Origin of the sequence: Nocardia sp. NBC_01377, from assembly GCF_045040005.1 — a bacterium.
Taxonomy (GTDB): Bacteria; Actinomycetota; Actinomycetes; order Mycobacteriales; family Mycobacteriaceae; genus Nocardia; species Nocardia noduli.
The window spans coordinates 1,787,604-1,801,409 of sequence record NZ_CP109566.1; the positions used below are offsets into that span (position 1 = coordinate 1,787,604).

The following is a 13,806-nucleotide window of genomic DNA, read 5'->3' on the forward strand; positions in this document are numbered from 1 at the left end:
TCACCCACCGCCCGTGATGGAGTCGATGATGACTGCCGAATCTTCGGTACTGATGCGGGCACTGGTGGTGCTCGAGGCATTCGACAGCAGTCATATGGTGCTGAAGCTGTCCGATCTGATGGTGCGTACCGGATTGCCGCAGACCACTTTGTACCGCTATGTCGTCGATCTGGTTGCCTGGGGCGCTCTGGACAGAGTGCCCGGCGGGGGCGGATATCAGATCGGGCTGCGCATGATCGAAATAGCCTCGTACTGTCCGCGCAGCCGCCTGCTGCGGGATGTGGCGCTTCCCTTCATCGAAGACCTCTACGAGGTCACCCATCAGAATGTGCAACTCGCTGTCCGCGATGGTACCGATGTGGTGTACGTCGAGCTGCGGGCCGGGCGCGGGGCCGTTGTCGTGCATACCCGGGTCGGTGCGCGCTGGCCTATGCAGACGACCGGCGTCGGTCTGGCGATCCTCGCTCATTCCCCGAGTGACCTGGTGGAAAAGATCACCGCTCGACCGATGGTGGCGTTCACTCCCAAAACGATAGCCACGCCCGAACGGCTGCGTTACGCGATCGCCGAGGTACGGCGGACCGGTGTGGCGGTGAGCGACGGCCAGATCACCCTGGACGGATACTCCGTCGCCGCGCCGATCTTCGGTTCCGGCGGTGATGTCGTCGCCGCGTTGTCGGTTGTCGTGCCCGCCGGTGACACGCGTCGTGCGCTGTGGGCACCGGCGGTGCGGACCGCGGCGAACGGCATCACCCGTGGTCTGGGCGGACGCTGACTTCCATCGAACGGAAGTACACCTTGGTTCGCGTCGATCCTGCCCACAGGCTGTGTGACACAGCCCACCCGGCATGCGCGTCGTCGGGGAACCCGAGGAGATCGACAATGAGCCCTTCCACCGCTTTCGTCCGCAACCAGTGGTACGTCGCCGCCTACGGCGAGGAGATCGGCCACGAACTGTTCGCCCGGACCATATGCAACGAGCCACTGGTGTTCTTCCGTGCCGAGGACGGGCAGGTGGTCGTGCTGTCGGACCGGTGCGTCCACCGCAGGTACCCGCTGTCGAAGTCCCGACTGGTCGATGGTGACCGAGTCGTCTGTGGCTACCACGGATTCACCTACGACCGCGGCGGAGCCTGCGTGGCTGTTCCGGCTCAGACCCGCGTTCCGCGTACCGCTCGCGTCACCGCGTATCCGGTGATGGAGCAGGACTCGTTCGTATGGGTATGGATCGGTGATCGCGACAAGGCCGATCCCGCCGCCATTCCACGCGCACCGTGGCTGGTCGACCGAGGCTGGACGACCATCCGTGGGCTGGAGACGATCCAGGGCCGACACGCGCTGTTGATGGACAATCTCATGGACCTGTCCCACGAAACGTACCTGCACGGCGGCTACATCGGCACACCCGAAGTGGCCGAAACCCCGATCACCACCGAAGTCGACCAGGGCGCGGGCGTGGTCCGGGTGAGCCGACACATGGACGACGCCGAATGCCCTCCGTTCTACGCGAATTCCACGGGGATCACCGGTCGCATCACACGATGGCAGGACATCGAGTTCCAACCACCATGCCTCTACCGGCTCCACAGCCGCATCGCGCCGCAGGGACACTACCCCCCGCACGACTACGAACCCGGACGCGACGCCGATCGAGACGGCGGTGCGTTCCACACCGAGATCGTGTACGCGCTGACCCCGGAAACGGAGCACTCGGTACACGACTTCTGGATGGTCGCACGCGATTTCGCTCTCGACGACCAGGGTGTCACCGAGTATCTCCACAAGAGCAACCACACCGTCGTGATGCAGGATGTCGTCGCGTTGGCCCTGGTCGAAGAAGTCATCGCCGAAGAGGAGCGTGTCGGCGGCACCTATCAGGAGTTGTCGATCAACATCGACACCGGCGCACTCGCGGCTCGGGGGCTGATGGCCCGACTCGCCTCGCCAGACAGTTCCGAAGTGACGGCATGAGCACTCGATACCGCGTCGAGTGGTATCCGGGCACCGATCGACTTCACGGTGTCTGCCATTGCGGTGCGGATCATTTCGCCGACGACCCGGGCCGGATGTGGCAGTGGCTGCTCGCCCACCCGGTCGGGCACCAGCTCGCCGACCTGCCCCTCGACGACGCCTGTGCTGATCCGGACCACCGCGTGAGTATTGACATCGAGTGAGTTGAGACACATTATGAACGTAGTGAACACTACGGTTCTAATGCGCTACGGGGAAGGAGTCGCAACTGGGTAGGCGGGCGTTCGGGGAATCGAAAGTGATTGTCATGGAACGTGCTCCAGTGTCTTCGGGGTCGCTATGACTCTCGGTGACTGCCTGTGAAGTCGATCGTTGGCAGCCGGACCTCTCTGCCTCTTCTCGCTGACACCGAAGACCTTCGATGATCGCTCACCCCGAGTTGTGGGTTTCCTGTCGCCCGTATCGCTGACGAGAGTCCTTCTTCCTCGGCTGAATCGCTCGGTCCGTATCGGCGTATGGTGCGGCCGGTCCATATTTTCGGTGTCGGCATTTTCTTTACCTCGATATGAACGCCGTGGAATTGTGATGCCGCGATGAAACCTGGTCGGATTCCCGAATCGGTGGCTCATTCATAAATGTTCTGTCGCTGCTGCGCTTCGGGGCCTTCGTGTGGAGTTTGTTCTGTGCATGTCGCTGTACTTTCGTGACAAATCAAACGGATGGTATTGACTATTCGGCATTGTTCTGATTACTGTTGCGGCCTGCAACAAGAGGGGGAATCTCAAGTTAAAGGTTGGAAATGAAAATCCGTAAATCTGCCGCTGTCCTGGCTACAGTCGGTGTCATCTTATTGGCGTGCGACGCGATCTTCTACTTCGGAGCGTTGCCTGCCTTCGATAAACTTCCCGGCAACCTCGACATCACCATGAACTACGAAGGCCATGCCTCGATGTTGAACTCCGAAGCGCTGGCCGCGGGAGATGTCGCTCACGCGATGCTGGAAAACCTGCCCATCACCGTCCAGCGACGTATGTATATATCTTCGACCACGTCGGACACGGCGATCTACCATGAAGAAAGCACGATCGCGGGTCTCAACGGCTTGACTTTGAAGGGCACTCATGTTTATGCCGTCGACCGGCACTCCCTCGGACGAGCAACGGCACCGTCCGATGCGACCGTCGAGGAGCATTCAGGTCTGACCGTCGCGTTTCCGATCGATCCCCCGGCGGATGATTCGTTGCAACTGTGGGACGCGTATACGCAGAAGCCGACACCGGCGAAGTATCTCGGATCGGACACCATATCGGGTCGCGACGTCAAGCGATACGTCATGACGACGGAGGGGCCGCTCGCAGACCCGGCGCTGCTGCAATCGTTGCCGCCGGTTCTCCCGAAAGCGGTGGTCGAACTAATGCTGCCGGTGCTGTCGGTCGAGTCGCGGAATGCGTTGGAGACATCGTTGCCCGCCGCCGGTGACATGCTCCCGATCACGTATCGTTCGTCCGGCAAACTGACGCTCGGTGTCGATACGCAGCTCGGCTCGCCTGTCGACGGAGCGCAGCAGCAAACCATAACGGCGGTCGCTCAGGTGGGTGACCGGGCGATCGACCTGCTGCCGATGATGGTCACCGATGTGAAGATCACCGAGGATTCCAGGAATTCCGCGGTGGATACGGTTCGGTCCGCTGGTCGAAAGCTGACTCTCGTCACAATTGTCGCTCCGCTCGTCCTCGGGTTCATCGGAATTGTTCTAGTGCTGGGCGGACTCGTGATCAATCGACGTCGTAAATAGGAATGGGATAATTGAAACGATCTATCTTCTCGGTCCGTTTCCGTATCGTGGTGATTGCTTTGATCCCGTGCGTCACACTATTCGGACTGGGCGGCGGCGCCACCGTGTACCTCCTGGACAGGGAGATACACGCCGAGGACTGGGCGATCCAGTTGAAACAGATCACACCGCCGATAGCCGCGGGGATCGAGGCATTTCAACAAGAGCGACGGCAGTCGATACAGCGCATTGCCGGCGACGATTCCGCCACCTACGGTCTCACGGTCGCGCGATCGGAAGTGGACAATCTGCGAAAGATGCTGGAGTCGATAGGGGCTTCTCTCCGAGATATCGATGCCGATGCCCTGGGGGCCGAGATGACCGAGTTCTGGAACATCTTCGGAGAGATTTACGATATTCGCGCACGCCTGGACGCGGGGACGTTGTCTCAGGAAGACGCCTACAATTTCTACAACAGGGTGATCGACGCCTATATGGATGTCGGATCGATCTCTCACCGCCGAGCGCCCAATGCGGAGACTGCACTGCGTCTTTCCCAAGCGCTGGCACTGTCTCGCGTCGCGGAATTCGTGGACCGCGGTACGGCCGTGCTGTCGTACGGGTTACTCCCCGGGGACTCTCCGACGGCCGCGCAACTGTCGGAGTACGCGGCTGTGACCGGCTACTATCACACCGAAAGTCAACAGATCATCCGTCGTGGCGATATGTTCGAGAGAACGCGGTTGCAGGCAGTGGTCGGCAGTGAATCGTGGCGGCGGCTCGATCTCATGATGGAAGCTGTCCTCGGTCGAGGAACCTCGGGTCTCGACGGTCGGACCGTCGAGAGTCGTTCTGCCCCATCCGGAGACGTCCGTCGGCCTGTCACGGCGAGCGAGTGGGCGGCTGCCGCCACGACGGTCGAGTCAGAGTTGATGGCCATTTGGGGAGAACAAAACCAACGCATCCAACAGACGGCAGCCGAACTCGGTGCCAAATCCGCTCGTGAGGCCCTTTTTCTCGGTGGCGGCGTTTTCGGCATCACCCTCGTCGCCCTCCTGGCAGCACTGGTGTTGTCCAACCGGCTGATCGGACGGTTGCAACAACTGCGCCGAGATACATTGGCGCTCGCGGACATCCGACTTCCCGACGTGGTGCGCCGTCTGGGAGACGGCGAACGGGTCGACCCGGCAACCGCGATTGTTCCGCTCGATTTCGGCGACGACGAGATCGGACAGGTCGCCGAGGCATTCAACCGGGCGCAACTCGCCGCGGTCGGATCCGCGACGGCAGAGGCGGAAACCAGAGCCGGTGTCAACGCGGTGTTCCTCGACATAGCTCATCGGAGCCAGGTCATCGTGCGGCGGCAACTCGAGGTTCTCGACGAGGCCGAACGACAGGTCGAAGACCCGGTGCAGCTGGGGATGCTCTTCGAGCTGGACCATCTGGCGACTCGTGCCCGGCGCAACGCCGAAAATCTCACGATCCTCGGCGGTGCGCAACCCGGTCGGCAGTGGCGGAACTCGGTGCCCTTGATCGACGTCGTACGAAGTGCCATCGCCGAGACACTCGAGTACACGAGGGTGAGCGCGAAGCGTATGCCGGACGTCGAGGTGGTCGGCGGTGCTGTCACAGACATCGTCCATCTGATCGCCGAGCTGGTCGACAACGCGACGGGCCACTCCCCGTCGACTTCTCCGGTTGTCGTGTCGGGGGCTGTGGTCGCAAAGGGCGTTGCGGTGGAGATAAGCGACCAGGGTCTCGGCATGTCGCGGTCGGAATTGGACGAAAGCAACGCACTGTTGGCCAGCCCTCCCGCCTTCGGTCTCGCGACTGTGTCCGGAGAGTTTCGCCTCGGTCTGTTCGTTGTCGCCCGACTCGCGATGCGCCAGGGTGTCGCGGTCAGGTTGACCGAATCCGACTACGGCGGAATCCGTGCCGTCGTGTTGATACCGTCGGGCGTGATCGCCGAAGCGGCGGTTCCTCCGGAAGGATCGGTGATGATCCCTCCGGGCGCGCACTGACCTCACGGAGAGTCGGTATCGACCGGGATGCGCGCCACGGTCGATGCCGCTCGTTGGATCAGCTCGATGAACCAGCGGTGCCCCGGGTCCAGACGTCGCGACGGGTGCCACCACGCCACCTCGGTGACGGGTGCCAGCTCTTGGGGTAGCTCGACTCGTCGCAGTTCGGTGTTGGTATAGCGCGAAGCCAGACGCTCGTGCAGCAGCACCAGGAGGTTGGTGCCCACGACGAGTTGACCGAGGATCGTGAAGTTCTCGACACGGACCGCGCAGTGCCGATCGACGCCGAGCGCAGCGAGCGCGGCGTCGGCAGGCGAGGCCATGAGGACTTCTTGATACGGCATGACCCATCGCGCCCGCCGTACCTCATCGATGGTGAGGGCTTCGCCCACTTGCGTGTTACCTGTCCAGGTGGCACAGAGCCACCGGTCCTCGTACAACTCCACGCTGGACATCTCCGGAACCGAAAAAAGCCCGCGCGGCGCGATCAGGATGTCGATCTCGCTCAGGGACCGAACGGGATCGGTCACTGCGGTGTGATCGATCGTCCGGAAGTCCAAGACGACGTCGGGAGCGGCTTGCGCGACTTCCGCCACGATGAGCGGCGCCAAGACGGTCAGCACCGCGTCGGAGCAGCGGACGACGAAACGTCGTCCGGTGGTGCCGGGGTCGAACTGGGGCTGTGCCTTCAGCACTCGCTGCAGGTGGTCGAGAGTCTCGCCCAGCTGGTCGTAGAGTCCCTGTGCCAGCGGTGTGAGCTCGTATCTGGTGCCGACCCGATCCAACAGGGGGTCGTGGAAGTGCCGCCGAAGACGGGCGAGCGCCGCGCTGGTCCCGGGCTGGCTCAGCCCCACCCTCTGGCCTGCCCGTGTCACGTTCCGCTCTTCGAGGAGCGCGTGTAGCACGACCACGAGATTCAGGTCCAGGCTCGGCAACTCCATATTCCGGATACTAGGCAATCGCCGTGGGCAGTGTGTGACCGCCGCCATAACGCGGCTGGATACCCCGACATTCGAATACAGCGTTTCCGCCGAGCGGTGGAACGGGGACATGCTGGTCGTGTGGCAGGCGTTACCTCGACTCACATAGGAGTAAGTCAGATATGCAGTCGACCGGCATCACCATGATCGACCACGCGGGCGAGTGGGCATTGGCTCGTTTGTCGGATCGTCCGGGGCGCGTCTTTCCCGCTCTCGTCCGCCGCGACCGGGTGCTCGATCTCTCCACCAGACCCGAGGTCGGCAGTCCTACATCGACGGCTGAGCTGCTGGATCACTGGGATGATGTCTCTGCTGTACTCGACAGGCTCGCCCAGGTGCGTGACGGGTGGGAACCGTTGTCCGCGCACGAGGTGCTGAGCCCGGTGGAGCCACGTCAGATCTTTCAGGCCGGTGCCAACTACCGAACCCACGTCATCGATATCGCCGCCGCGCACCACGACGGTACCGACGGTCGGACCGTCGAACAGGTCCGTGCCGACGCGGCCGCCGAGATGGACGCGCGTCTGCTGCACCCGCCCTATGTCTTCCAGGGGCTGCCGAGTGCGATCTGCGGCGCGTACGACGAGGTAGTGCTCCCGGCCGACGGTACAGAACCGGACTGGGAGCTGGAACTCGCCGCCGTCATCGGTCGTCGCGCCCGGCGGATTCGTCCCGAGGAAGCCCTCGACTTCGTTGCGGGGTGGACCATGGTCAACGATCTGACGTTGCGGGAGAAGATCTTCCGTAAGGACATCCCAGCTCTGGGCGCGGACTGGCTCGCGGCGAAGAATTCCCCCACTTTCCTGCCCACGGGACCGGTGCTCGTGCCGCGCCGGGTGATACCCGACCCCGGCGACCTTCGCATCGTGTTGAAGTTGAACGGCGAGACCATGCAGGACGAGTCGACCAAAGACATGATCTTCGACGTCGCGCGGATCATCGCGCACTGCTCCGAGGTGGCCACGCTGTTGCCCGGAGATCTCGTACTGACCGGGAGTCCGGCGGGCAACGGCAAGGCCCGCGGCAGGCTGCTCCGGGCGGGCGATGTCATGGACTCGACCATCGGTGGGCTCGGATCCCAGCGCAACCGCTGCGTCGACGAGCAGGAGCGCTGATGGTCACCATCGATGTACACGCACACCTCGCGATCCCGGCGGTCGACAGCCTCATCGAGGGCCATCCGGGTCTGCTCGAACAACGCAAGGTCGATGGAGCGACACTCGGACCGGCCTCACTGGCGGTGAACCTGGAACAGATGGGTGACATCGGGCCCCGGCTCGTCGGTCTCGATCTGCGTCTGGAAGCGATGGACGCGGCTCGTGTGGACATCCAGGCCGTCAGCGCGGTCCCGCTGCCGCACGCATGGGCCGACCGTGAACTGGCCACTCGCCTCGTCGCCGTCGGCAACGCTGGGGTTTCCACCTTCTGCGCGCGAGAGCCCGCTCGCTTGTTGCCGATCGGCACCGTCTCGTTGCAGCACCCGGATCTGGCCGTGGAACAGTTGCGCGCCGCAGTCGGTGATTTCGCGATGCGTGGCGTGCAGATCTCGACGTCGGCCGGTCCGGACCGCGAGCTGGACCATCCCGATCTGGCCGAATTCTGGGCGGCTGCCGAGGAACTCGATGTCGCCGTGCTCATTCATCCCTGGGGCTGCACGCTCGGCGCGCGCCTCAGCGCGTACTACCTGTTCAACAGCGTCGGGAACCCGACCGAAACCGCGCTCGCGCTGTCGCGAATCGTCTTCTCGGGACTGCTCGAACGCCACCCCCGTCTGAAGGTGTGGTCCGCACACGGGGGCGGCTACCTGACCAGCTATATGGTGCGGGCCGACCACGCGTGGTCGGTCCGACCCGACGCCAGGACGACCACCGAGGCGCCGTCGGCACTGCTGCGGCGAACCTATGTGGACTCACTGGTCTATACACCCGAGCAGTTACGCCACCTCGTCGCGACGATGGGGCCGACACAGGTGACCCTCGGGTCCGACTACCCGTTCGACATGGGCGTCGAAGATCCGGTCGATCGTCTCGAGGCAACTGGGTTCGATGACGCCGTGATCGAGGCGATCCGCGGTGGCAACGCGGCCCGGCTTCTCGGTCTGGATATCGCCACCTCGCCCCTCCCTCAGGAAGCGCAACTATGACCGACCGGCTCATCACCCACCTGCGTCACGTCGACCTGGCCATACCGGACTTCGACACACAACGGGAGTTCTATACCAACCTGTGGGGCCTCACCCCGGTGGCCGAGGACAACGGGATCGTGTTCCTGGCCGCCGAGGGATCTCCCGAGCAATATATCGTGCGGCTCCGCAAGGACTCCGAGAAGCGGCTTGACCTGATCTCCTACGGTGTCGCCTCGCGCGAGGACGTCGAGACGATGGCCGAGCGGCTCGGTCGCGCCGATGTCCAGTTGATCAGCGAGCCCGACACCCTGCACACCGCCGGCGGTGGTTACGGTTTTCGCTTCTTCGACATCGACGGTCGCACCATCGAGATCTCGGCCGATGTCGCGATCCGTCAGCACCGCAGGATCGAGGAGCGGGAGTCGATCCCGGTTCGCCTGTCGCACGTCGTCCTCAACTCTCCCGACCCGTCGCGCACGCAGACGTTCTACGAGCAGCACCTGGAATTCGCGCTCACCGACACGCTGACCCACCCGCATCTCGGCGAGATGATGAAGTTCATGCGGTGCAACCCCCAGCACCACAGCTTGGCCATCGCGAAAGGGCCGCACGTATCCTTGCACCACGTGTCCTTCGAGATGCGCGGCCTCGACGAATACATGCGCGGCACAGGACGATTGCTGCGTGCGGGGACCCGGTTGCTGTGGGGGCCCGGACGGCACGCGGCGGGTGACAACACCTTCAGCTATTTCATCGACCCGCACGGCAACACCGTGGAGTACACCACCGAGCTGGAACTGCTCGATGAGGACAGCTGGCACCCGAGCCTCTACGACGTTTCGCGGTTGGAGAACCAGGACCAGTGGGGGACCGCCAACCCCTTCGGGGAACTCGTCGCCAAGGAGAGCTTCAACGACGTCGACCGAGGGCTCTTCATCGCGCCGCCTGTATGAGTACCCGCCGACAATCACTCACCCGATACGTATACCAACTCAGGAGGCATGTCATGCCCTCAGTCGACCGCGTCCTGGTCGTCGGCGCCGGTAGTGCGGGTGCCGCGGTCGCCACGCTGCTCGCGGATACCGGCGTCAGTGTCGATCTGATCGAGGCCAAGTCCGATATCTCGGCTCTCGGATCCGGTATAACACTGCAAGGCAACGCATTACGTGTGCTCGATAGGCTCGGTGTCTTGGACGCGTGCCTGGCCGAGGGGTGGGCCGGCGACGCCCTTGTGCTCCGGGCGCCGGATGCCGAAGCCACCGTGCTGGCCGAGCTCGCCGAACATCGCTCGGGCGGTCCGGATCTGCCGGCCAGCATGGGCATGTACCGGCCGGACCTCGCTCGCATTCTCGTAGCACGCGCCCAACGGGCCGGTGCCAAACTTCGATTATCGACCACCATCGACTCCCTGCGGCAGGACGATACCGGGGTGGACGTGCGGTTCGCCGACGGCTACGCCGCGCGCTACGACCTCGTTGTGGCTGCCGATGGCGTGCGCTCCGCGACACGCCGATTGCTGGAGATACCATTGGAAACCCGCTCCGTCGGAATGGGTGTCTGGCGCGTGTTCGCGCCGCGTCCGCGCGAAGTTCTCGGCTCGCAGGCCTACTACGGTGGTCCCTGCTACACCGCAGGCTATACGCCGACCTCGGAATCCATGCTCTACGCGTTTCTGACCGAGGACGCCCAGGACCGCACCGTGTTGTCACCGCAACAGACCGTCGAGACGGTCAGAGAACTCATCGCCGCCTACCACGGTCCGTGGGATGAGATCCGAGCGTCGGTTACCGACCCCGCCCGCATCCACTACACCTGGACCGAAGCCCATCTGCTCGCCGCGCCCTGGCATCGCGGCCGCGTTGTCCTGATCGGTGACGCCGTCCATACCTGTCCACCCACCCTGGCTCAGGGCGCCGCGATGGCCCTGGAGGATGCGGCAGTCCTCGTGGAAATGCTCGCCACCGTCGACAACGTCGACGAGGACCTGCTCACCCGGTTCGCCGAGCGCCGCCTCCCGCGCGTCGAAGCTGTGGTGGACGCCTCGGTGCAGATCGCGCGGTGGCAGTTGGACGGCATCGACGGTGACGTACCGGGCCTTATGGGTCGCATCGCGGCCATGACCAGCGAGGAACCGTGATGCAGGACTTCGATATCACCGCAGAACACGGCCGCGATCCCGAAGCCGCGATCGCACGTGCCGCGAAGCGGTACAGCAATTGGAACCGCTGGGGCGTCGATGACGGGATCGGCACCGTCAACTTCATCGATGAGAACAAGCGCAGCACCGCCGCGTCACTGATCCGGCACGGCCGGACTTTCAGCCTCTCGCTCCCCTTCGACGAGAACGGTCCGCAGTTCGGCTGGAAGCGTCGGGTCAACCCCGTCCACACCATGATGTCGACCGGTATGGATACCGCCGAGCAAATGGGATTGCCGCACGGCCTGTCCGTGGCGGACGACGCGGTGTTCATGCCACTTCAGTGCAGCACCCAGTGGGACGGACTGGGCCACGTATTCGATCACGGCATCGCATGGAACGGCCGCGTCGGCCGCGAAATCGTCACCAGCGAAGGCGATGTCGCCACCGGCATCGAGCGCCTGTCGGCGCCTGTCCTCGGCAGGGGGGTGCTCCTGGATATCGGTCGTGCCCTGGGGGAGAACGGTGAGCTGCCCGACGGCTGCCCCATCACCAGCGCCGACATCGAGGAGACCATGCGCAGGCAGGGGACGAGCTCGCAGGTGGGGCGCGGCGACATCGTGCTGATACGTACCGGCCAGCTCACCCGCGCGCGCCGGGGCGTCGCGGCGGGTGAGGGATGGGGCAGGTACGCGGGTGGCCCCGCGCCGGGTCTGTCCTTCGAAACCGCGGGGTGGCTGCATCGCACCGAAATCGCCGCCGTCGCCACCGACACCTGGGGCGTGGAGGTCCGGCCCAACGAGTGGCCCGAGGCGATGCAGCCCCTGCACCAGGTCGCCTTGCCGCATATCGGTCTCCTGCTCGGCGAAATGTGGGACCTCGACACACTCGCGGCCGACTGCGCGGACGACGGTGTCTACGAATTCTTCCTCGCCGCGCAACCGTTGCCCTTCACCGGCGCGGTCGGCTCGCCGGTCAACCCGATTGCGGTGAAATGATATGCGCCTGACCACATTACATACGCCAGCTGGCGCTCGCATCGGTGTACTGGACCACGACATCATACGGATACTCGATATGGGCGCCACCTTGCTCGATGTGATCCGCGGGGGAGAGGAAGCACTCGCCGATGTGGCTCGTCAGGCCCGATCGGGCCAGGCGGTCGCGGTCGAGCACGCCACCTTCGCGCCGCTTCTCGATCCCCCGAGTGTGCGTGATTTCCTCACCTACGAACAGCATCTCGCGGAACTGGCGGGGCACGTTCCGGAGGAGTGGTATGAGAAGCCGCTGTTCTACTTCTCCAACCCCGCCGCGATCGTCGGTCCCTACGACGAGGTTCCGATACCGCCATCGGTGACGCAGTACGACTACGAGCTGGAGATCGCCGCGGTCGTCGGCCGCGCCGGTGCCGACCTCACCCCCGAGCAGGCGCAGCGGCACATCCTCGGCTACACGATCATGAACGACTGGTCGGCTCGCGACTTGCAGGTGCACGAGTTCAAATTCCCCATGGGGCCGTCGAAGTCCAAGGACGGCGCGATCACCCTGGGACCCTGGCTGGTCACGGCCGACGAAGTCGCCGACAGATTCGAGGAAGACCGGCTCGCCCTCACGACATCGGTATGGCTCAACGGTGTACGCGTAGGTGGCGACAATTCGGCGAATATGGCCTGGTCCTTCGCCGAATTGGTCGCCTTCGCCTCGCGCGGCACAGTCGTCAGGCCCGGTGATGTGCTCGGATCCGGAACCTGCGGCACCGGTTGCCTCGCCGAGATCAAACGCACTCTGGGTGCGTCGGCCCCGGACTGGCTGAAACCGGGCGACGTCGTCCGCATCGAGGTCGAGAAACTCGGAATGATCGAGAATACTCTCGCTCCCGGACCGGCACCGACCGCTATTCCTCCCGGCCGCCGTCGAATTCACGCTGCCCCGCTCGAAGCGGGTAGCGGTCGACCAGATCCAGCAGAAGAGGTGCACCCGTGAAAATCGAGAACGCCGTCGCCGTCATCACCGGGGCGGGAAGCGGCATCGGTGCCGCGCTCGCTCGGCGGTTCGTCGCGGAAGGGGCCGCCGCGGTCGTGGTCAGCGACCGTGACGGTGCCGCGGCAGAGAAGGTCGCGCGCGAGATCGGCGCGACCGCCGATCAGACCGACGTCACCGATGAGCACGCCGTCGCCGCTCTGGTCGAGCGGACCCTGGCCCAGCACGGGCGGATCGATCTCTTCTGCTCCAATGCCGGGTGGTTCTGCGGTGGCGGGGTGGAGGTGGATACCGAAACCTGGCAGCGGGTCTTCGCGGTCAATGTGCTCGCGCACGTCTACGCGGCCCGCGCCGTGGTGCCCTCCATGCTGGAGCGCGGCAGCGGTTACCTGGTCAATGTCGCTTCGGCCGCAGGGCTGCTCACCACGCCGGGCGACGCGCCGTACACGGTGACCAAGCACGCGGCAGTGGCATTGGCCGAGTGGCTTGCCGTCACCTACGGCGGCCAGGGCATCGGAGTCAGCGCGGTATGTCCGCTCGGAGTGGCGACGCCGCTGCTGCTCGACCCCCTCGACGCCGGCCGGTCATCGGCACGAGTCGTCGCGGCATCGGGCGAGGTGCTGACACCGGAGGATGTGGCCGAATCGGTCGTGCGAGGCGTCGCCGAGGAGCGGTTTCTGATCCTGCCGCACGCCGAGGTCGGAAAGTTCTGGATGCAGAAGGCCGCCGACCCGCAGCGCTGGCTGGCCGGGGTCCGGCGACTGGTCGACTCCGTCGAAGCCCAGTGATCCAGGTGCGCGGCTGTTCGGGAGGTCAGC

Annotated in this window: 13 protein-coding genes; 12 read left to right on the forward strand and 1 reads right to left on the reverse strand. The window is 64.4% G+C overall.

The window, feature by feature from the left end; genetic code table 11:
- The first annotated feature begins 25 nt into the window (after positions 1 to 25).
- The 5 genes from OG225_RS07955 (at position 26) to OG225_RS07975 (ending at position 5,766) form a co-directional block, all read left to right on the forward strand.
- A complete protein-coding gene (locus OG225_RS07955; RefSeq protein WP_405181076.1) occupies positions 26 to 775 on the forward strand; it encodes an IclR family transcriptional regulator in 750 nt (249 codons plus the stop codon).
- 107 nt (positions 776 to 882) lie between these two features.
- Complete coding sequence (locus OG225_RS07960) at positions 883 to 1,971, forward strand: Rieske 2Fe-2S domain-containing protein (protein WP_405181077.1); 1,089 nt, start codon at positions 883 to 885, stop codon at positions 1,969 to 1,971.
- The gene (locus OG225_RS07965; RefSeq protein WP_405181078.1) at positions 1,968 to 2,174 is read left to right on the forward strand and encodes a hypothetical protein; all 207 of its coding nucleotides are present in this window, start codon (positions 1,968 to 1,970) and stop codon (positions 2,172 to 2,174) included. Before OG225_RS07960 ends, OG225_RS07965 begins: the two co-directional genes overlap by 4 nt.
- Positions 2,175 to 2,770: 596 nt before the next feature.
- Positions 2,771 to 3,766 carry a porin PorA family protein gene (locus OG225_RS07970; RefSeq protein WP_405181079.1) on the forward strand — a complete coding sequence of 332 codons (996 nt, stop codon included), beginning with the start codon at positions 2,771 to 2,773 and terminating at the stop codon, positions 3,764 to 3,766.
- Positions 3,767 to 3,777: 11 nt separating this feature from the next.
- On the forward strand, positions 3,778 to 5,766 hold the full coding sequence (locus OG225_RS07975) for a nitrate- and nitrite sensing domain-containing protein (protein ID WP_405181080.1): 1,989 nt from the start codon (positions 3,778 to 3,780) through the stop codon (positions 5,764 to 5,766).
- 2 nt (positions 5,767 to 5,768) lie between these two features.
- Here the strand turns inward: OG225_RS07975 and OG225_RS07980 are convergent, their stop codons facing one another.
- Complete coding sequence (locus OG225_RS07980) at positions 5,769 to 6,707, reverse strand: LysR family transcriptional regulator (protein WP_405181081.1); 939 nt, start codon at positions 6,705 to 6,707, stop codon at positions 5,769 to 5,771.
- Between the two features lie 161 nt (positions 6,708 to 6,868).
- On the opposite strand from OG225_RS07980, the gene OG225_RS07985 reads away from it, so the two are divergent.
- The 7 genes from OG225_RS07985 to OG225_RS08015 all read left to right on the forward strand — a co-directional run bounded on the left by OG225_RS07985 (position 6,869) and on the right by OG225_RS08015 (position 13,776).
- Entirely contained in the window at positions 6,869 to 7,861 is a 993-nt protein-coding gene (locus OG225_RS07985; protein ID WP_405181082.1) for a fumarylacetoacetate hydrolase family protein, read from the forward strand.
- The gene (locus OG225_RS07990; protein WP_405181083.1) at positions 7,861 to 8,889 is read left to right on the forward strand and encodes an amidohydrolase family protein; all 1,029 of its coding nucleotides are present in this window, start codon (positions 7,861 to 7,863) and stop codon (positions 8,887 to 8,889) included. Before OG225_RS07985 ends, OG225_RS07990 begins: the two co-directional genes overlap by 1 nt.
- Entirely contained in the window at positions 8,886 to 9,824 is a 939-nt protein-coding gene (locus tag OG225_RS07995) for a VOC family protein (protein WP_405181084.1), read from the forward strand. Before OG225_RS07990 ends, OG225_RS07995 begins: the two co-directional genes overlap by 4 nt.
- A 53-nt stretch (positions 9,825 to 9,877) precedes the next feature.
- Positions 9,878 to 11,008: an FAD-dependent monooxygenase gene (locus tag OG225_RS08000; protein ID WP_405181085.1), complete on the forward strand. Its 1,131-nt coding sequence runs from the start codon at positions 9,878 to 9,880 to the stop codon at positions 11,006 to 11,008.
- Positions 11,008 to 12,006, forward strand: a complete 999-nt coding sequence (locus OG225_RS08005; protein ID WP_216907377.1) for a cyclase family protein — start codon at positions 11,008 to 11,010, stop codon at positions 12,004 to 12,006. The genes OG225_RS08000 and OG225_RS08005 overlap by 1 nt, the downstream gene beginning before the upstream one ends.
- Before the next feature lie 79 nt (positions 12,007 to 12,085).
- A complete protein-coding gene (locus tag OG225_RS08010; RefSeq protein WP_405181086.1) occupies positions 12,086 to 12,991 on the forward strand; it encodes a fumarylacetoacetate hydrolase family protein in 906 nt (301 codons plus the stop codon).
- The gene (locus tag OG225_RS08015; RefSeq protein WP_216907372.1) at positions 12,988 to 13,776 is read left to right on the forward strand and encodes an SDR family oxidoreductase; all 789 of its coding nucleotides are present in this window, start codon (positions 12,988 to 12,990) and stop codon (positions 13,774 to 13,776) included. The genes OG225_RS08010 and OG225_RS08015 overlap by 4 nt, the downstream gene beginning before the upstream one ends.
- Positions 13,777 to 13,806 lie beyond the last annotated feature (30 nt).